Source organism: Streptomyces sp. 2114.4, from assembly GCF_900187385.1.
Taxonomy (GTDB): Bacteria; Actinomycetota; Actinomycetes; order Streptomycetales; family Streptomycetaceae; genus Streptomyces; species Streptomyces mooreae.
Window position 1 is genome coordinate 1,281,437 of sequence record NZ_FYEY01000001.1, and the last position, 17,640, is coordinate 1,299,076.

Below are 17,640 nucleotides of genomic sequence, written 5' to 3' on the forward strand. Positions count from 1 at the left end.
GAGCCTCAGAGACCCGCGGCCTTCTTCAGGGCCTCCACGCGGTCCGTGCGCTCCCAGGTGAAGTCCTCCAGCTCACGGCCGAAGTGGCCGTAGGCGGCGGTCTGGGAGTAGATCGGGCGGAGCAGATCGAGGTCGCGGATGATGGCGGCCGGGCGGAGGTCGAAGACCTCGCCGATGGCCTGCTCGATCTTGTCGGTGTCGACGGTGGCGGTGCCGAAGGTCTCGACGAAGAGACCGACCGGCTCGGCCTTGCCGATGGCGTAGGCGACCTGGACCTCACAGCGGGCCGCGAGGCCGGCCGCGACGACGTTCTTCGCGACCCAGCGCATCGCGTAGGCGGCCGAGCGGTCGACCTTGGACGGGTCCTTGCCGGAGAAGGCACCGCCGCCGTGGCGGGCCATGCCGCCGTAGGTGTCGATGATGATCTTGCGGCCGGTGAGGCCGGCGTCACCCATGGGGCCGCCGATCTCGAAGCGGCCGGTCGGGTTGACCAGCAGCCGGTAGCCGTCGGTGTCCAGCTTGATGCCGTCCTCGACGAGCTGGGCCAGGACGTGCTCGACGACGAACTCGCGGATGTCGGGAGCGAGCAGCGAGTCGAGGTCGATGTCGCTGGCGTGCTGGGAGGAGACCACGACGGTGTCGAGGCGGACGGCCTTGTGGCCGTCGTACTCGATGGTGACCTGGGTCTTGCCGTCGGGACGGAGGTAGGGGATGGTGCCGTTCTTGCGGACCTCGGACAGGCGCTTGGACAGGCGGTGCGCGAGGTTGATCGGGAGCGGCATCAGCTCCGGGGTCTCGTCGCAGGCGTAGCCGAACATCAGGCCTTGGTCGCCCGCGCCCTGCTTGTCCAGCTCGTCGTCGTCGCCCTCGACGCGGTTCTCGTACGCGGTGTCGACACCCTGGGCGATGTCCGGGGACTGCGCGCCGATGGACACCGAGACGCCACAGGAGGCGCCGTCGAAGCCCTTCTTGGACGAGTCGTAACCGATGTCCAGGATCTTGTTGCGGACGAGGTTGGGGATGTCGGCGTACGCCTTCGTCGTCACCTCGCCGGCCACATGCACCAGGCCGGTGGTGATCAACGTCTCCACGGCGACCCGGGAGGTCGGGTCTTCCTTGAGGAGAGCGTCGAGGATGGTGTCGCTGATCTGGTCAGCGATCTTGTCGGGGTGGCCCTCGGTGACGGACTCCGAGGTGAACAGGCGGCGGGACACATCGCTCCCTGGGGTTGCAGCGGCTGCTGGCTGATCATTGGCGGAAGGGCCGAGAGCTGCGCTCGGCCCGATCCACTCGCCAGTTTATCGGTCGTGTGCGGCGTTCGGGCACGCGGTCTCGATTTATGGACCCCCCGTGACCTGGGACACCACGGCCCTCGGTAGGACGATCACCTCGAGTATGGGCCGGGTCAAGGGGACATGCCGGAGTGTAGACGGCCGGTGGGGTGACTCCCGGGTCCGTTCGGGCGCGTCAGGGGCGAGTCTCGGCCAGGCGGGGCGCGACCAGGTCCCAGAGCGTGTCGGCCAGGTCTTCCTTGAGGCCGTACGGGACCGGCGTCTCGGTTCCGTCGGCCGCCAGGATCACCGCCTCGTTCTCCGCCGAACCGAAGGCCTTGTGCTCGCCGACCTCATTGACGACCAGCAGGTCACACCCCTTGCGGGCCAGCTTGGCGCGACCGTTGGCGAGCACGTCGTCGGTCTCCGCGGCGAAGCCCACCACGAGCTGGCCGGGGCGGGCCCGCTCGGCGGAGAGTTCGGCGAGGATGTCCGGATTTCGGACCAGAGTGACCGGTTCCGGCTCCCGCCCTTCCACCTTCTTGATCTTGCCGCTGGCGTAGACGGCAGGCCGGAAATCGGCGACGGCGGCGGCCATGATCACCGCGTCGGCGTCCGCGGCCGCCTTCCGCATCGCCTCATGGAGCTGACGGGCGGTACCGATGCGGATCACGTCCACCCCGGCCGGATCGGGCAGCTCGGTGTTGCCGGCGACCAGGGTGACCTGGGCGCCGCGGGCCGCCGCCGTACGGGCGAGCGCGTAGCCCTGCAGGCCGGAGGAGCGGTTGCCGAGGTAGCGGACGGGGTCCAGCGGCTCGCGGGTGCCGCCCGCGCTGACCACCACACGGCGGCCGGCCAGATCCTGCTCCGCCGCCCGGTCGCCGCGGGCCAGCACCCGGCGGCAGAACGCGAAGATCTCGGCCGGGTCGGGGAAACGCCCCTTGCCGGTGTCGGCGCCGGTCAGCCGGCCGACCGCCGGGTCGATGACGAGGGCGCCGCGGCGGCGCAGCGTGGCGACGTTCTCCTGGGTGGCGGGGTGCTCCCACATCTCGGTGTGCATCGCCGGGGCGAAGACCACCGGACAGCGCGCGGTGAGCAGAGTGTTGGTCAGCAGGTCGTCGGCCAGGCCGTGGGCCGCCTTGGCGAGCAGGTCGGCGGTGGCGGGGGCCACCACGACGAGGTCGGCGCTCTGGCCGATCCGGACGTGCGGGACCTCGTGGACGGATTCCCAGACCTCGGTGCCGGCCGGGTGGCCGGACAGCGCCGACCAGGTGGCCTCCCCGACGAAGTGCAGCGCCGAGGCGGTCGGCACGACCCGTACGTCGTGCCCGGACTCGGTCAGCCGCCGCAGCAGCTCACACGCCTTGTAGGCGGCGATCCCGCCGCTCACCCCCAGGACGACCCTGGGCCGCTCCCGCTCACGCCTGTCCATCGCTTCGCCGCTCCCCGGGCCTTAAGTCCCTACGTATTGCCCCTATGACACACCAGGGGCCCGGCTGGGGGCCCTCCCAGCGTTGGCTGGGGGAGCTCCGCCGGGCCCCTGGTGAAAAGTGCCGCTGCTTACTGAGCCGGGCCCTCGATGGCCTCGGAGGTCAGCAGGCCCGCGTTGATCTCGCGCAGCGCGATCGACAGGGGCTTCTCATGGACGTGGGTGTCCACGAGCGGGCCGACGTACTCGAGCAGGCCCTCGCCGAGCTGCGAGTAGTAGGCGTTGATCTGGCGCGCACGCTTGGCGGCGTAGATCACCAGGCTGTACTTCGAGTCGGTGGCCTCGAGAAGCTCATCAATGGGCGGGTTGATGATGCCCTCGGGTGCGGTGATGGAAGAGGACACTCTCTACCTTCCGAAGGGGGATGAAGCGGGGGTGTGACGCAAAGTCTTCGACGGTCCGGGGAGCTGCGCGGTCAGCCGCTGGTGTTCTCGTCTCCGGACCTATTCAGCATCAAGGCTAGCAGCTCACGGCTGACGTCCTCGACGGAGGTGTTGACAAGCGTCGTATCGAACTCCTTCTCCGCTGCCAGTTCGATCCTGGCGGCGGCCAGCCGGCGTTCGATGACCTCCGGCGCCTCCGTGCCCCGGCCGGTGAGCCGGCGGACCAGCTCGTCCCAGCTCGGCGGGGCCAGGAAGAGCAGATGCGCCTCCGCCATGGACTCGCGGACCTGGCGGGCGCCCTGCAGGTCGATCTCCAGCAGGACCGGCTCCCCGGACTCCAGGCGGTCCAGCACCGCCTTGCGGGGAGTGCCGTACCGGTTGCCCGCGAACTCGGCCCATTCGAGCAGCTCGCCGTTGGCGATGAGCTTGTCGAATTCCCCGTCGTCGACGAAGAAGTAGTGGACACCGTGCCGCTCCCCGGGGCGCGGCTTGCGGGTGGTGGCCGAAACCGAGAGCCAGACCTCGGGGTGGACCTTGCGCATATGCGCGACGACCGTGCTCTTGCCGACCCCGGAGGGGCCGGAGAGCACGGTCAGTCGCGGTTGTCTGGCCGGGGGCGCGGGGGTCGTCCCCCCGGAGACTGCAGAACTCATGCAGCGATTATTCCAGCTTCCCGGTGATGCCGGAAAATTCAGGAAGCAGTGCTGCCGAACTCGCGCTCCAGCGACGCGATCTGGTTGGAGCCAAGACCCCGGACTCGGCGGCTCTCGGAGATCCCGAGCCGTTCCATGATCTGCTTGGCGCGGACCTTGCCGACGCCCGGCAGGGACTCAAGGAGCGCGGAGACCTTCATCTTGCCGATGACGTCGTTCTCCTGGCCCTGCTTGATGACCTCATGGAGGGAAGCACCGGAGTGCTTGAGCCGATTCTTGACCTCGGCGCGCTCCCGGCGAGCCGCGGCGGCCTTCTCGAGCGCGGCTGCGCGCTGTTCAGGGGTAAGGGGCGGAAGAGCCACGCCTACGTCACCTCGGATGTCGAACTGTCGGATACGGACCGGTGTGGAACCTAGTCGCCCCGCACCTGCGGAGCAACGAGCAACGCGCTTACGTGCAGTGCTCTCGTCGGAGACTAGCGCCAGAGGGCGCCAGAGTCAGCGAGAACAAGCGAAAAGTCCTGGTCAGACTCTGCTGACCAGGACAATTCGGGACCAAAGTCCCCGTCGGAAGGCTCTCAATCGAGCGCGGTGCGCACTTCGCCGGCGAATCGGTCGGCCGCGGCGCGCAGTGCCGAGGTGTCCGGACCGTGCCGCAGCACCCCCCGGCTGACGCTCGGCACGACGTTGCGCACGGCGTCACCGAAGACCTTCGGGAGGTCGGCGGGGGTGGCGCCCTGGGCGCCGATGCCTGGGGCGAGCAGCGGGCCGTTGATCGCCAGGTCGAACGAGGAGAGATCGCCGAGCGTGGCGCCGACGACCGCGCCGAAGGAGCCCAGCGGCTCGGCACCGGCGTTCTCGGCGGCGAGGTGGCCGAGCATGGTCGCGGCGAGCGTGCGGCCGTCCTCGCGCACCGCCCGCTGGACCTCGGCGCCCTCCGGGTTGGAGGTGAGGGCGAGGACGAAGAGCCCGGCGCCGTTCTCGCGTGCCAGGTCGACGGCCGGCCGCAGCGAGCCGTACCCGAGGTACGGGGAGACGGTCAGCGCATCGGAGAACAGCGGCGAGTCCTTGCGCAGGTAGGTCTCGGCGTAGGCGGCCATGGTGGAGCCGATGTCGCCGCGCTTGGCGTCCATCAGCACCAGGGCCCCGCGCTCGCGCGCCTCCTCGACGGCGGTCTCCAGGACGGCGAGGCCGCGGGAGCCGAAGCGCTCGAAGAACGCGGATTGTGGCTTGAAGAGCGCGACCGTCTCGCCCAGGGCCTCCACGACGGTCCGGGTGAACCGCGCCAGGCCCGCGACATCGTCGTTCAGGCCCCAGTCGGCCAGCAGCGAGGCGTGCGGGTCGATGCCGACGCAGAGGGGGCCGCGCTCGTCCATGGCGCGGCGGAGGCGGGCCCCGAAGGGGTTCGCAGACGAATCCTGCGGCCCGGAGGGCCTCGGTGAGGGGTGGTGGTCGGGCGACGGGCGGGCGCCAAAGGCTTCCTGGGTCATGCGGTCACCTTCTTGTGCTCGGCGCCGACGGCGTCGGCGAGCGTGGCGTACGGGCTGTTGCGCAGGCGGGCGGCGAGGCCCTTGTGCATCGCGCGGCACCAGAACGGGCCCTGGTAGATGAAGGCGCTGTAGCCCTGGACCAGGGTGGCGCCGGCCAGGATGCGCTGCCAGGCGTCCTCGGCGTTCTCGATGCCGCCCACCCCGATGAGGGTGACCGTGTCGCCGACGCGGGCGTAGAGGCGGCGCAGCACCTCCAGGGAGCGCTCCTTGACGGGCGCGCCGGACAGCCCGCCGGTCTCGGCGGTCAGCTTCGGGTCGGAGACCAGGCCAAGGCCCTCGCGGGCGATGGTGGTGTTGGTGGCGATGATCCCGTCCAGGCCCAGCTCGACGGCCAGGTCGGCGACCGCGTCCACGTCCGCGTCGGCGAGGTCGGGAGCGATCTTGACCAGCAGGGGGACCCGGCGGCCGGTGACCGTACGGTCGGCGGCCTCGCGGACGGCCGTCAGCAGCGGGCGCAGATGGTCGACGGCCTGGAGGTTGCGCAGCCCCGGGGTGTTCGGGGAGGAGACATTGACGACCAGGTAGTCGGCGTGCCGGGCAAGCCGCTCGGTGGAGGTGACGTAGTCGGCGACGGCTTCGTCCTCCGGTACGACCTTGGTCTTGCCGATGTTGACGCCGACGGTGGCCGGGAAGACGGGGTTGCGGGCGGCCAGACGGGCCGCCACGGACGCGGAGCCGTCGTTGTTGAACCCCATCCGGTTGATCAGCGCGCGGTCCGCCACGAGCCGGAACAGGCGCTTCTTGGGGTTGCCGGGCTGCGGCTGGGCGGTGACCGTGCCGATCTCGACATGGTCGAAACCGAGCATGGTCATCCCGTCGATCGCGACGGCGTTCTTGTCGAAGCCGGCGGCCAGGCCGAAGGGGCCGTGCATCCGGCGGCCCAGGGCCTCGGTGCGCAGCTCCCGGTAGCGGGGCGCGAGTGCGGCCGCCAGGAAGGTGCGCAGCACGGGGACGCGCACGGCCAGCTGGATCCAGCGGAAGGCCAGGTGGTGGGCCTGCTCGGGGTCCATGCGCTTGAAGATCAGGTGGAAGAAGAGGCGGTACATCGTCGGGGTGGGCCTTCCGGGGTGAGGAGTGCGAGGGCTCATGAAGAGGGGGACACCGCGTCGGTGTCCCCCTCCTGGCCGCTACTCCTCGCGGGCCGCGGTGAGATGTTCGGCGTGTTCCTGGAGGGAACGCACGCCCACGTCGCCGCGGGACATCGCCTCGATGCCCTGGACCGCGGCCGCCAGCGCCTGGACCGTGGTCAGGCAGGGCACGGCGCGGGCCACCGCCGCGGTACGGATGTCGTAGCCGTCGAGCCGGCCGCCGGTCCCGTAGGGGGTGTTGACGATCAGGTCGACCTCGCCGTCGTGGATGAGCTGGACGATGGTCTTCTCACCGTCCGGACCCTCGCCCTCGGACTGCTTGCGCACCACGGTGGCGTTGATGCCGTTGCGGCGCAGCACCTCGGCGGTGCCGGAGGTGGCGAGCAGTTCGAAGCCGTGCGCGACCAGTTCCCGGGCGGGGAAGATCATCGAGCGCTTGTCGCGGTTGGCGACGGAGACGAACGCCCGGCCCTTGGTGGGCAGGGCCCCGTAGGCGCCGGACTGCGACTTGGCGTAGGCGGTGCCGAAGACCGAGTCGATGCCCATGACCTCGCCGGTGGAGCGCATCTCCGGGCCGAGGACGGTGTCCACACCGCGGCCGTGGATGTCGCGGAACCGCGACCAGGGCATCACGGCTTCCTTCACCGAGATCGGCGCGTCCAGCGGCAGGGTGCCGCCGTCGCCCGTCTTGGGCAGCATGCCCTCGGCGCGCAGCTCGGCGATGGTGGCGCCCAGCGAGATCCGCGCGGCGGCCTTGGCCAGCGGTACGGCGGTGGCCTTCGAGGTGAAGGGGACCGTACGGGAGGCGCGGGGGTTCGCCTCCAGGACGTAGAGGATGTCGCCGGCCATCGCGAACTGGATGTTGATCAGTCCGCGGACGCCGACGCCCTTGGCGATGGCCTCCGTCGAGGTGCGCAGCCGCTTGATGTCGTAGCCGCCGAGCGTGATCGGGGGCAGGGCACAGGCGGAGTCGCCGGAGTGGATGCCGGCCTCCTCGATGTGCTCCATGACGCCGCCGAGGTAGAGCTCGTGGCCGTCGTAGAGCGCGTCGACGTCGATCTCGATGGCGTCGTCGAGGAACCGGTCGATGAGGACCGGGTGGCGGTCGATCAGGCCGGCATGGCGGGTGAGGTACTCGCCGAGCGACGGCTCGTCGTAGACGATCTCCATGCCGCGGCCGCCGAGCACGTAGGACGGGCGGACCATGACCGGGTAGCCGATCTCGGCGGCAATCCGCCGGGCCTCGTCGAAGGAGAAGGCGGTGCCGTACTTGGGCGCGGGCAGTCCGGCCTCGGTGAGCACCCGGCCGAAGGCGCCGCGCTCCTCGGCGAGGTCGATGGCCTCGGGCGAGGTGCCGACGATCGGCACGCCGTTGTCCTTGAGCGCCTGCGCCAGGCCCAGCGGGGTCTGCCCGCCGAGCTGGACGATGACGCCGGCGACCGGGCCGGCCTGGGTCTCGGCGTGCACGATCTCCAGCACGTCTTCGAGCGTCAGCGGCTCGAAGTACAGACGGTCGGAGGTGTCGTAGTCCGTCGAGACGGTCTCCGGGTTGCAGTTGACCATCACGGTCTCGTAGCCGGCGTCGCTGAGCGCGAACGAGGCGTGGACGCAGGAGTAGTCGAACTCGATGCCCTGGCCGATGCGGTTGGGGCCGGAGCCGAGGATGATCACGGCCGGCTTCTCGCGGGGCGCGACCTCGGTCTCCTCGTCGTAGGACGAGTAGAAGTACGGGGTCTTCGCGGCGAATTCGGCGGCGCAGGTGTCGACCGTCTTGTAGACCGGGCGGACACCGAGGGCGTGCCGTACCTCGCGGACGACGTCCTCGCGCAGCCCGCGGATCGCGGCGATCTGGGCGTCGGAGAAGCCGTAGCGCTTTGCGTCCGCAAGGATCTCCGGGTGGAGCTTTTCGGCCGCCGCGATCTCGTCGGCGATCTCCTTGACGAGGAAGAGCTGGTCGACGAACCAGGGGTCGATCTTCGTGGCGTCGAAGACCTCCTGGGGCGTGGCGCCGGCCCGGATCGCCTCCATGACGGTGTTGATCCGGCCGTCGGTGGGGACCTTGGCCTTCTCCAGCAGCGCGGCCTTCTCGCCCGGCTCGGTCAGGAAGTCGAACTGGCTGCCCTTCTTCTCCAGCGAGCGCAGGGCCTTGTTCAGCGCCTCGGGGAAGTTGCGGCCGATGGCCATGGCCTCGCCGACCGACTTCATGGTCGTGGTGAGCGTGGCGTCGGCGGCCGGGAACTTCTCGAAGGCGAACCGCGGCACCTTGACGACGACATAGTCGAGGGTCGGCTCGAAGGAGGCCGGGGTCTTCTCGGTGATGTCGTTGGGGATCTCGTCGAGGGTGTAGCCGACGGCCAGCCGGGCGGCGATCTTCGCGATCGGGAAGCCGGTGGCCTTGGAGGCCAGCGCCGAGGAGCGCGAGACGCGCGGGTTCATCTCGATGACGATGACCCGGCCGTCCTCGGGGTTGACCGCGAACTGGATGTTGCAGCCGCCGGTGTCCACGCCGACCTCGCGGATGACGGCGATGCCGACGTCCCGCAGGGTCTGGTACTCGCGGTCGGTGAGCGTCATCGCCGGGGCGACGGTGATCGAGTCACCGGTGTGCACACCCATCGGGTCGAAGTTCTCGATGGAGCAGACGACCACGACGTTGTCGTTCTTGTCGCGCATCAGCTCCAGCTCGTACTCCTTCCAGCCGAGGATGGACTCCTCCAGAAGCACCTCGGTGGTCGGCGAGAGCGTCAGGCCCTGGCCGGCGATCCGGCGCAGCTCCTCCTCGTCGTGCGCGAAGCCGGAGCCGGCGCCGCCCATGGTGAAGGAGGGGCGGACGACGACGGGGTAGCCGCCGAGCTCGTCGACGCCCTTCATGACGTCGTCCATGGAGTGGCAGATGTAGGAGCGCGCGGACTCGCCGTGGCCGATCTTCTTGCGGACCTCCTCCACAACCTCCTTGAACAGGTCGCGGTCCTCGCCCTTGTTGATCGCCTCGACGTTGGCGCCGATCAGCTCGACGCCGTACTTGTCGAGGGTGCCGGCCTCGTGCAGCGAGATCGCGGTGTTCAGCGCGGTCTGGCCGCCCAGGGTGGGCAGCAGGGCGTCCGGGCGCTCCTTGGCGATGATCTTCTCGACGAAGTCCGGGGTGATCGGCTCAACGTAGGTGGCGTCGGCGATCTCCGGGTCGGTCATGATCGTCGCCGGGTTGGAGTTCACCAGGATGACGCGCAGGCCCTCGGACTTGAGGACCCGGCACGCCTGGGTACCGGAGTAGTCGAACTCGGCGGCCTGGCCGATGACGATCGGGCCGGAGCCGATGACCAGGACGGACTGGATATCGGTGCGCTTAGGCACGCTGGCCCTCCATCAGGGATACGAAGCGGTCGAAGAGGTACGCGGCGTCGTGCGGACCCGCGGCGGCTTCGGGGTGGTACTGGACGCTGAAGGCCGGCTGGTCGAGGAGGTGCAGGCCCTCCACCACGTTGTCGTTGAGGCAGACGTGGGAGACCTCGGCGCGGCCGAAGGGGGTGTCGGAGACGGTGTCGAGCGGGGCGTCGACGGCGAATCCGTGGTTGTGCGCGGTGACCTCGACCTTGCCGGTCGTGCGGTCCTGCACCGGCTGGTTGATGCCGCGGTGGCCGTACTTGAGCTTGTAGGTGCCAAAGCCCAGCGCGCGGCCCAGGATCTGGTTGCCGAAGCAGATGCCGAACAGCGGCGTCTTGCGCTCCAGCACTCCCCGCATCACGGAGACCGGGTGGTCGGCGGTGGCCGGGTCGCCCGGGCCGTTGGAGAAGAACACCCCATCCGGGTTCACCGCGTAGACGTCCTCGACGGTGGCGGTGGCGGGCAGGACGTGCACCTCGATGCCGCGCTCGGCCATCCGGTGCGGGGTCATGCCCTTGATGCCCAGGTCGATCGCGGCGACGGTGAATTTCTTCGTACCGATCGCCGGGACGACGTAGGACTCCTTGGTGGCGACCTGCGTGGACAGGTCGGCGCCCTGCATCTCGGGGGCCTGGCGCACCTTGGCCAGCATCATGCCCTCGTCGGCCAGCGCCTCGCCGGAGAAGATGCCGACCCGCATGGCACCGCGCTCGCGCAGGTGGCGGGTCAGGGCGCGGGTGTCGACGCCGCTGATGCCGACGACGCCCTGGGCGACCAGCTCGTCGTCGAGGGAGCGCACCGAGCGCCAGTTGGACGGGATACGGGCGGGGTCGCGGACGACGTAGCCGGCCACCCAGATCCGCTGCGACTCGGGGTCCTCGTCGTTCACCCCGGTGTTGCCGATGTGCGGGGCGGTCATGACGACGACCTGGCGGTGGTACGAGGGGTCGGTCAGGGTCTCCTGGTAGCCGGTCATGCCGGTGGAGAACACCGCTTCGCCGAAGGCCTCCCCGACGGCCCCGTAGGAGCGGCCGCGGAAGCTGCGGCCGTCCTCCAGGACGAGTACGGCGGGGATCCCCCTTGTGCCGTGGGCGGTGCCCCTGGTGGAGGTCGTCATCGTGCGCCTTCCGTTTCGGTGTGCTCGGTGGTGCTGGTGGTGTGCTCGGTGGTGCTCAGCCGGTTGACGGCCTCGACCCAGGCCGGGTGGACGTCCGCCTTGTCGGCGCGGAAGCCGGAGTCGAGCTGCCGGCCGCCGTGCTCCCAGGTGACGATCAGCAGGCCGCCCTCGGTCAGCACCTTCCCGGCGATGCCCTTGTCGAGGCGGGCGCCGCGCAGTGCGGAGGCCGGCACGAAGAAGTCCGCCGCGCCCGGCCGTACGACGTCCAGTCCCCGGTCGGTGAGGGTCAGCTCGGCGCGGCTGCGAGTGCCCAGGCCGCGCGCCACGATCCGGTCGAGCCACTGCCCTGCGGTGGTGGAGCCGTGGTAGCGGCCCGACAGGGTCAGAAGCGGGGCGCCGGGGTCCTCGGGCGCGGACGGCAGCTCGGGCAGGTCGCCCTGGAGCGTGCCGCGCCACTTCCAGCCCTGGCGCATCAGCCAGTAGACGAAGACGACGAAGACCAGGAGACCGGCGACCCAGCCGAGCCGTGCGGCCCAGTCGGTGACCGGAGCGGAGTGCTGTGCCGCGGCCAAGGTGCTCAGTGGAGGTGTCACGCCAGCTTCCCGTCGACGACCGTTGCCCGGCCCCGCAGGAAGGTGTGGGTGACGCGCCCCGGCAGCTCACGGCCCTCGTAGGGGGTGTTGCGGCTGCGGGAGGCGAAGCCCGCGGGGTCCACCTCTCCACGGTAAGCGGAATCGAGCAGCATGAGGTTGGCGGGCTCACCAGCCGAGACGGGACGGCCGTGGCCGGCCGCGCGACCGATCCTGGCCGGCGCGAAGGACATCCGGTCCGCGACGTCCGCCCACGTCAGCAGGCCGGTGTCGACCATCGTCTGCTGGACGACGGAGAGCGCGGTCTCCAGGCCCACCATGCCCATGGCGGCGGCGGCCCACTCGCAGTCCTTGTCCTCGTGCGGGTGCGGGGCGTGGTCGGTGGCGACGATGTCGATCGTGCCGTCGGCCAGCGCCTCGCGCAGGGCGAGCACGTCGCGCTCGGTGCGCAGCGGCGGGTTGACCTTGTAGACGGGGTTGTAGCTGCGCACCATCTCGTCGGTCAGCAGCAGGTGGTGCGGGGTGACCTCGGCGGTCACGTCGATGCCGCGGGACTTGGCCCAGCGCACGATCTCCACGGACCCGGCGGTCGACAGGTGGCAGATGTGCACCCGCGAGCCGACGTGCTCGGCGAGCAGCACGTCGCGGGCGATGATCGACTCCTCGGCGACGGCCGGCCAGCCGCCCAGGCCCAGCTCGGCGGAGACCACGCCCTCGTTCATCTGGGCGCCCTCGGTCAGCCGCGGCTCCTGGGCGTGCTGGGCGACGACGCCGCCGAAGGCCTTCACGTACTCCAGTGCCCGGCGCATGATCACGGCATCGTGGACGCACTTGCCGTCGTCGGAGAAGACCGTGACACCGGCCGCGGACTCGTGCATGGCGCCCAGCTCGGCGAGCTTCTTGCCCTCCAGGCCGACGGTCACCGCGCCGATGGGCTGCACGTCGCAGTAGCCGTGCTCCTTGCCCAGCCGGTAGACCTGCTCGACGACGCCGGCGGTGTCGGCGACCGGGAAGGTGTTGGCCATGGCGAACACGGCGGTGTAGCCACCCGAGGCGGCGGCGCGGGTGCCGGTGAGCACCGTCTCGGAGTCCTCGCGGCCGGGCTCGCGCAGGTGGGTGTGCAGGTCGACGAGCCCGGGCAGCAGGACCTTCCCGTCGGCCTCGACGACCTCGGCGCCCTCGGCGCTCAGCCCGGTGCCGACGGCCTCGATGAACTCCCCGTCGATCAGGACGTCCTGGGGCTCCCCGCCCAGCACCCTGGCACCGCGGATCAGGATCTTGCTCATGGTTCTTACTTCTCCTCGGTACGGGGGTGGGTGAGGGCGGGCTCGTTGCCGCCCAGGAGCAGGTACAGGACGGCCATCCGGATGGAGACGCCGTTGGTCACCTGCTCGACAGCCGTGCAGCGGTCGGAGTCGGCGACCTCGGCGGTGATCTCCATGCCGCGGACCATCGGGCCGGGGTGCATCACCAGCGCGTGCCCGGGCATCCGCGCCATCCGTTCGCCGTCCAGGCCGTAGCGGCGCGAGTACTCCCGCTCGGTCGGGAAGAAGGCGGCGTTCATCCGCTCGCGCTGCACCCGCAGCATCATCACGGCGTCGGACTTGGGCAGCACCGCGTCGAGGTCGTAGGAGACCTCGCACGGCCAGTTCTCCACCCCGACCGGCACCAGGGTGGGCGGCGCGACGAGGGTGACCTCGGCGCCCAGGGTGTGCAGCAGGTCGACGTTGGAACGCGCGACCCGGCTGTGCAGGACGTCGCCGACCAGGGTGATCTGGCGGCCGGCGAGGTCCTGGCCGAGCCCGGCGTCCGGCCCGATGAGTCGGCGGCGCATGGTGAAGGCGTCGAGCAGGGCCTGGGTGGGGTGCTGGTGGGTGCCGTCACCGGCGTTGATGACCGGGGCGTCGATCCAGCCGGAGGTGGCGAGCCGGTAGGGGGCGCCGGAGGCGCTGTGCCGGATGACGACGGCGTCCACGCCCATCGCCTCCAGGGTCTGGGCGGTGTCCTTGAGGGATTCACCCTTGGAGACGCTGGATCCCTTCGCCGCGAAGTTGATCACGTCCGCGGAGAGCCGCTTCTCGGCGGCTTCGAAGGAGATCCGGGTCCGGGTCGAGTCTTCGAAGAAGAGGTTGCAGACCGTGCGTCCGCGCAGGGTGGGGAGCTTCTTGATCGGCCGGTCGGCGACCCGGGCCATCTCCTCGGCGGTGTCGAGGATCAGGACGGCGTCGTCGCGCGTGAGATCGGCGGCCGAGATGAGGTGACGCTTCATCCGGTTTTCTCCGTGAGTGAAGGAGGTGTACGGGAATATCCGTCGAGCGGGCATGCCTGCGGACCCGGGGTCACCGGGTCCGTGCGCGGTGCGCTATCGCTCGCCGGCCGGGGCGGGGTGCTTCACGCCGAGCAGCACGGCGTCCCGGCCGTCCTCCTCGGTGAGCTGGACCTTGACCGTCTCCCGCAGCGACGTGGGGAGGTTCTTGCCTACGTAGTCGGCACGGATCGGCAGTTCGCGGTGGCCGCGGTCGACGAGGACCGCCAGCTGCACGGCGCGCGGCCGTCCGATGTCGCCCAGCGCGTCCAGCGCGGCACGGATGGTGCGTCCGGAGAAGAGCACGTCGTCGACGAGCAGGATGAGCCGGCCCTCGATGCCGTCGGCGGGGATGTCCGTGCGGGCGAGCGTGCGGGCCGGGCCCAGGCGCAGGTCGTCGCGGTACATCGTGATGTCGAGCGAGCCGACCGGGACCGTGCGGCCGGTGATCTCTTCGAGCTTGGCGGCGAGCCGTCGGGCGAGGAAGACGCCGCGGGTGGGGATCCCCAGGAGCACCACATCGTCCGCGCCCTTGGCGCGCTCGACGATCTCGTGGGCGATGCGGGTGAGCATCCGCGCGATGTCCGGGCCTTCGAGCACCGGGCGTGCGGGGAGCCGATCCGTCGTGTCGGAACTGCTTGCGTCCATATGAAACGGACCTCCTTCTCCGCCTCACGGGACGGACCTTAAAGGACGTCGGAATTACGCAGCCCAGGCTATCAGGGCCCCTCACAGGAGCGGTCCGCACCCCTGACGGGTGAGGGTCTGCCCCGTTCCGCTTGACGAAGTCAGATTACGCTGCGTAACCTCACAGTGAGTTACCAGCCCGCGGCGGAGCCGCATGTCGATACAGCCGTCTGGGGAGTTTTATGTCCAGCGAATACGCCAAACAGCTCGGGGCCAAGCTCCGCGCCATCCGCACCCAGCAGGGCCTCTCTCTCCACGGCGTCGAGGAGAAGTCCCAGGGCCGCTGGAAGGCCGTGGTGGTGGGTTCGTACGAGCGCGGCGACCGTGCCGTGACCGTGCAGCGCCTCGCCGAGCTGGCGGACTTCTACGGCGTTCCGGTGCAGGAACTACTGCCGGGGACGACACCGGGCGGGGCGGCCGAGCCGCCGCCGAAGCTGGTGCTCGACCTGGAGCGCCTGGCCCATGTCCCGCAGGAGAAGGCCGGCCCGCTGCAGCGCTACGCGGCCACCATCCAGAGCCAGCGCGGTGACTATAACGGCAAGGTCCTCTCGATCCGCCAGGACGACCTGCGCACCCTCGCGGTCATCTACGACCAGTCGCCCTCGGTGCTGACCGAGCAGCTGATCAGCTGGGGCGTGCTGGACGCGGAAGCGCGCCGTGCCGTGCAGCACGACGAGCTCTGATCCACCGCACCACCTGCAGAAACGTGCCGCCGCTCCGGACCTCCGGGGCGGCGGTTTCTGTGTACCGGCGCACGGACGGCGCGCACGGCGCGCGGACAGTGCACCAGGAGAGCCCCCGTACGGCGTTCTGCGGGCATGCGAAGGGCCCGGAGCACTGCCCTTCGCTCCGGGCCCGTTCACACGCTCTGCCGACCGCCTACTGCGCCTCGCGCCGCAGGCTCGGCTTCAGCTCCTTGAACCGGCCGAGGAGGCCGTTGACGAAGGCCGGGGAGTCGTCCGTGGAGAACTCCCTGGCGAGCTGTACGGCTTCGTCGATCGCCACCGCGTCCGGCGTGTCGTCCACCCACAGCAGTTCATAGGCACCGAGCCGCACGATGCTGCGGTCGGCCGCCGGCATCCGGTCCAGGTCCCAGTCGACCGCGTAGGTGGAGATCAGCTCGTCGATCCGGGCGACATGGTCCGCGTACCCCTCGACCAACTGCAGGGTGTATTCGTTCACCGGCGGCTGCCGGGGGTCGGTCCGGGCGTGCCGCATCCAGTCCGCGAGCACGGACTGCACATCGGCACCGCGCTGGTCGGCCTCGAAGAGTATCTGGAAGGCGCGCTTACGGGCCTTGGTGCGGGCAGCCACGGTTAGCTGTTCACCCGGCCGAGGTAGTCGCCCGTGCGGGTGTCGACCTTGATCTTCTCACCGGTGGTGATGAAGAGCGGCACCTGGATGGAGTAGCCGGTCTCCAGCTCGGCGGGCTTGGAGCCGCCGGTGGAGCGGTCGCCCTGCACACCGGGCTCGGTGTGCTTGATGGTCAGCTCGACCGCGGCGGGCAGCTCGACGTACAGCACCTCGCCCTCGTGCTGCGCCACGACCGCCTCGAAGCCCTCGATGAGGTAGTTCGCGGCGTCGCCGACGGCCTTGCGGTCGACGTGCAGCTGGTCGTAGGTGTCCATGTCCATGAAGACGAAGTAGTCGCCGTCCATGTACGAGAACTGCATCCCGCGCTTGTCGACGGTGGCCGTCTCGACCTTCACGCCGGCATTGAAGGTCTTGTCCACCACCTTGCCGGACAGCACGTTCTTGAGCTTGGTGCGGACAAAGGCCGGGCCCTTGCCGGGCTTGACGTGCTGGAACTCGACGACGGACCAGAGCTGGCCGCCTTCGAGCTTGAGCACCATGCCGTTCTTGAGGTCGTTCGTGGATGCCACGGTTGCGGAATCTCCTGGACTGCAGGTGGTGGGACCCCGGAGCACACGCCCACCGAACCTCTACGGCTCAGAGTGCGAGCAGCTCCTTGGTCGTGATCGTGAGTAGCTCGGGCCCGCCGTCCGCCTCGGGGCGGACGACGAGTGTGTCGTCGATCCGGACACCTCCGCGGCCCGGGATGTGAACCCCCGGCTCGACGGTGACCGGCACGCAAGCGTCCAGTTTACCCATGGCGGCAGGCGACAATTGAGGGTCCTCGTCGATTTCGAGCCCCACGCCGTGCCCGGTCCATGCTCCCAGCCGCTCCCCGTACCCCGCGGCGTCCAGCACATTTCGGGTCACCCGGTCCACCTCGCGGCACTCCACACCCGGCGCAAGTGCCTCGCGCCCGGCGCGCTGGGCTGCGAAAACGAGATCGTACAGTTCGATCTGCCAGTCCGAGGGCGTGGTGCCGATGACGAAGGTCCGGCCGATCTCGCAGCGGTAGCCGCGGTAATTGGCGCCCAGGCAGACACTGAGGAAGTCGCCTTCCTCGACCCGCCGGTCGGTGGGCAGATGCCCGGGGCGGCCGGCGTTCGGGCCGGTCGCGACGGAGGTGGGGAAGGCCGGGCCGTCCGCGCCGTGGTCCACCAGCCGGCGCTCCAGCTCCAGTGCCAGATGCCGCTCGGTGCGGCCAACCAGGATCGATTCCAGGAGTTCCCCCAGGGCCTGGTCGGCGATCTCGGCGGCGATCCGCAGACAGGCGATCTCGTCGTCGTCCTTCACCAGCCGCTGTCCCTCGACCGCGCAGGCCAGGTCGGTCAGCCGCAGCCGGGGCGCGACCTGGGAGAGGGCGCGGTGCCGGGTGACGGTGAGGTGGTGCTCCTCGACGGCCAGGGTGTCCGCGCCGGCCGTCGCGGCGAGGTCGGCGCCGGCCACCACCGGGTCGCCGCCACGGGTCGGCAGCACCGACACCCGTACGTCATCGGCCGGCCGGCCCTCGGCGGGATCACCGCTCAGCGGCCTGCCGCACAGCAGCACCTCGTCGGCCGGGCCCAGCAGCAGCGCGGCGCCGGGCGGCGCGCAGCCGGTGAGGTAGCGGACGTTCGCGGGGCGCGAGATCAGTGCGGCGGCACTTCCGGTCGCGGCTACGCGATCACGCAGCCGCGTGCGTCGGGCCGCGTACAACTCGGACATATCACGAGCGTACGGCGGCTCCCCCGGGGCGGCCGGTCGAGCGGGGCCGCCCGGGGGACCGGGCGGCCGT

Annotated in this window: 17 protein-coding genes; 1 reads left to right on the plus strand and 16 read right to left on the minus strand. The window is 70.3% G+C overall.

Annotated features, from left to right (window positions below; all coding sequences use genetic code 11):
• Window positions 1-5: 5 nt before the first annotated feature.
• From metK to pyrR, 13 genes are all read right to left on the minus strand, one after another.
• Window positions 6-1,214, minus strand: coding sequence for a methionine adenosyltransferase (gene metK, locus CFW40_RS05525; protein ID WP_088796724.1), 1,209 nt, complete (start codon window positions 1,212-1,214; stop codon window positions 6-8).
• Window positions 1,215-1,467: 253 nt separating this feature from the next.
• On the minus strand, window positions 1,468-2,703 hold the full coding sequence (gene coaBC / locus CFW40_RS05530; protein WP_088796725.1) for a bifunctional phosphopantothenoylcysteine decarboxylase/phosphopantothenate--cysteine ligase CoaBC: 1,236 nt from the start codon (window positions 2,701-2,703) through the stop codon (window positions 1,468-1,470).
• 128 nt (window positions 2,704-2,831) lie between these two features.
• Entirely contained in the window at window positions 2,832-3,104 is a 273-nt protein-coding gene (rpoZ, locus tag CFW40_RS05535) for a DNA-directed RNA polymerase subunit omega (protein WP_005319902.1), read from the minus strand.
• 71 nt (window positions 3,105-3,175) lie between these two features.
• Window positions 3,176-3,796: a guanylate kinase gene (gene gmk, locus CFW40_RS05540; RefSeq protein ID WP_088796726.1), complete on the minus strand. Its 621-nt coding sequence runs from the start codon at window positions 3,794-3,796 to the stop codon at window positions 3,176-3,178.
• A 38-nt stretch (window positions 3,797-3,834) separates the two neighbouring features.
• Complete coding sequence (locus tag CFW40_RS05545) at window positions 3,835-4,158, minus strand: integration host factor (RefSeq protein WP_006607450.1); 324 nt, start codon at window positions 4,156-4,158, stop codon at window positions 3,835-3,837.
• A gap of 215 nt (window positions 4,159-4,373) precedes the next feature.
• On the minus strand, window positions 4,374-5,285 hold the full coding sequence (gene pyrF / locus CFW40_RS05550; protein ID WP_088796727.1) for an orotidine-5'-phosphate decarboxylase: 912 nt from the start codon (window positions 5,283-5,285) through the stop codon (window positions 4,374-4,376).
• The gene (locus CFW40_RS05555; protein ID WP_088796728.1) at window positions 5,282-6,391 is read right to left on the minus strand and encodes a quinone-dependent dihydroorotate dehydrogenase; all 1,110 of its coding nucleotides are present in this window, start codon (window positions 6,389-6,391) and stop codon (window positions 5,282-5,284) included. The genes pyrF and CFW40_RS05555 overlap by 4 nt, the downstream gene beginning before the upstream one ends.
• An 81-nt stretch (window positions 6,392-6,472) precedes the next feature.
• On the minus strand, window positions 6,473-9,784 hold the full coding sequence (gene carB, locus CFW40_RS05560; RefSeq protein ID WP_088796729.1) for a carbamoyl-phosphate synthase large subunit: 3,312 nt from the start codon (window positions 9,782-9,784) through the stop codon (window positions 6,473-6,475).
• Window positions 9,777-10,931 carry a glutamine-hydrolyzing carbamoyl-phosphate synthase small subunit gene (gene carA, locus CFW40_RS05565; RefSeq protein WP_088796730.1) on the minus strand — a complete coding sequence of 385 codons (1,155 nt, stop codon included), beginning with the start codon at window positions 10,929-10,931 and terminating at the stop codon, window positions 9,777-9,779. Before carA ends, carB begins: the two co-directional genes overlap by 8 nt.
• Window positions 10,928-11,524 (minus strand): hypothetical protein, encoded by a 597-nt coding sequence (locus CFW40_RS05570; RefSeq protein ID WP_088796731.1) that lies wholly within the window; start codon window positions 11,522-11,524, stop codon window positions 10,928-10,930. The genes carA and CFW40_RS05570 overlap by 4 nt, the downstream gene beginning before the upstream one ends.
• On the minus strand, window positions 11,521-12,807 hold the full coding sequence (locus CFW40_RS05575) for a dihydroorotase (protein WP_088796732.1): 1,287 nt from the start codon (window positions 12,805-12,807) through the stop codon (window positions 11,521-11,523). The genes CFW40_RS05570 and CFW40_RS05575 overlap by 4 nt, the downstream gene beginning before the upstream one ends.
• Window positions 12,808-12,812: 5 nt before the next feature.
• The gene (locus CFW40_RS05580; RefSeq protein WP_088796733.1) at window positions 12,813-13,790 is read right to left on the minus strand and encodes an aspartate carbamoyltransferase catalytic subunit; all 978 of its coding nucleotides are present in this window, start codon (window positions 13,788-13,790) and stop codon (window positions 12,813-12,815) included.
• Window positions 13,791-13,883: 93 nt separating this feature from the next.
• Window positions 13,884-14,474 carry a bifunctional pyr operon transcriptional regulator/uracil phosphoribosyltransferase PyrR gene (gene pyrR, locus CFW40_RS05585; protein WP_088796734.1) on the minus strand — a complete coding sequence of 197 codons (591 nt, stop codon included), beginning with the start codon at window positions 14,472-14,474 and terminating at the stop codon, window positions 13,884-13,886.
• 221 nt (window positions 14,475-14,695) lie between these two features.
• Here pyrR and bldD point away from each other — a divergent pair, with 221 nt between their 5' ends.
• Window positions 14,696-15,196: a transcriptional regulator BldD gene (gene bldD / locus CFW40_RS05590; protein WP_030076442.1), complete on the plus strand. Its 501-nt coding sequence runs from the start codon at window positions 14,696-14,698 to the stop codon at window positions 15,194-15,196.
• Between the two features lie 196 nt (window positions 15,197-15,392).
• Here the strand turns inward: bldD and nusB are convergent, their stop codons facing one another.
• The 3 genes from nusB to CFW40_RS05605 all read right to left on the minus strand — a co-directional run bounded on the left by nusB (window position 15,393) and on the right by CFW40_RS05605 (window position 17,570).
• Window positions 15,393-15,827 (minus strand): transcription antitermination factor NusB, encoded by a 435-nt coding sequence (gene nusB / locus CFW40_RS05595; protein WP_088796735.1) that lies wholly within the window; start codon window positions 15,825-15,827, stop codon window positions 15,393-15,395.
• 2 nt (window positions 15,828-15,829) lie between these two features.
• Window positions 15,830-16,396: an elongation factor P gene (efp, locus tag CFW40_RS05600; RefSeq protein WP_018087607.1), complete on the minus strand. Its 567-nt coding sequence runs from the start codon at window positions 16,394-16,396 to the stop codon at window positions 15,830-15,832.
• Between the two features lie 67 nt (window positions 16,397-16,463).
• Complete coding sequence (locus tag CFW40_RS05605) at window positions 16,464-17,570, minus strand: aminopeptidase P family protein (protein ID WP_088796736.1); 1,107 nt, start codon at window positions 17,568-17,570, stop codon at window positions 16,464-16,466.
• Window positions 17,571-17,640: the final 70 nt, after the last annotated feature.

Coding starts and splice junctions, on each gene's coding strand:
- pyrF (WP_088796727.1), bottom strand. CDS start 5,285: ATGACCCAGGAAGCCTTTGGCGCCCGCCCGTCGCCCGACCACCACCCC.
- CFW40_RS05580 (WP_088796733.1), bottom strand. CDS start 13,790: ATGAAGCGTCACCTCATCTCGGCCGCCGATCTCACGCGCGACGACGCC.
- CFW40_RS05575 (WP_088796732.1), bottom strand. CDS start 12,807: ATGAGCAAGATCCTGATCCGCGGTGCCAGGGTGCTGGGCGGGGAGCCC.
- CFW40_RS05605 (WP_088796736.1), bottom strand. CDS start 17,570: ATGTCCGAGTTGTACGCGGCCCGACGCACGCGGCTGCGTGATCGCGTA.
- gmk (WP_088796726.1), bottom strand. CDS start 3,796: ATGAGTTCTGCAGTCTCCGGGGGGACGACCCCCGCGCCCCCGGCCAGA.
- coaBC (WP_088796725.1), bottom strand. CDS start 2,703: ATGGACAGGCGTGAGCGGGAGCGGCCCAGGGTCGTCCTGGGGGTGAGC.
- carA (WP_088796730.1), bottom strand. CDS start 10,931: ATGACGACCTCCACCAGGGGCACCGCCCACGGCACAAGGGGGATCCCC.
- pyrR (WP_088796734.1), bottom strand. CDS start 14,474: ATGGACGCAAGCAGTTCCGACACGACGGATCGGCTCCCCGCACGCCCG.
- CFW40_RS05555 (WP_088796728.1), bottom strand. CDS start 6,391: ATGTACCGCCTCTTCTTCCACCTGATCTTCAAGCGCATGGACCCCGAG.
- bldD (WP_030076442.1), top strand. CDS start 14,696: ATGTCCAGCGAATACGCCAAACAGCTCGGGGCCAAGCTCCGCGCCATC.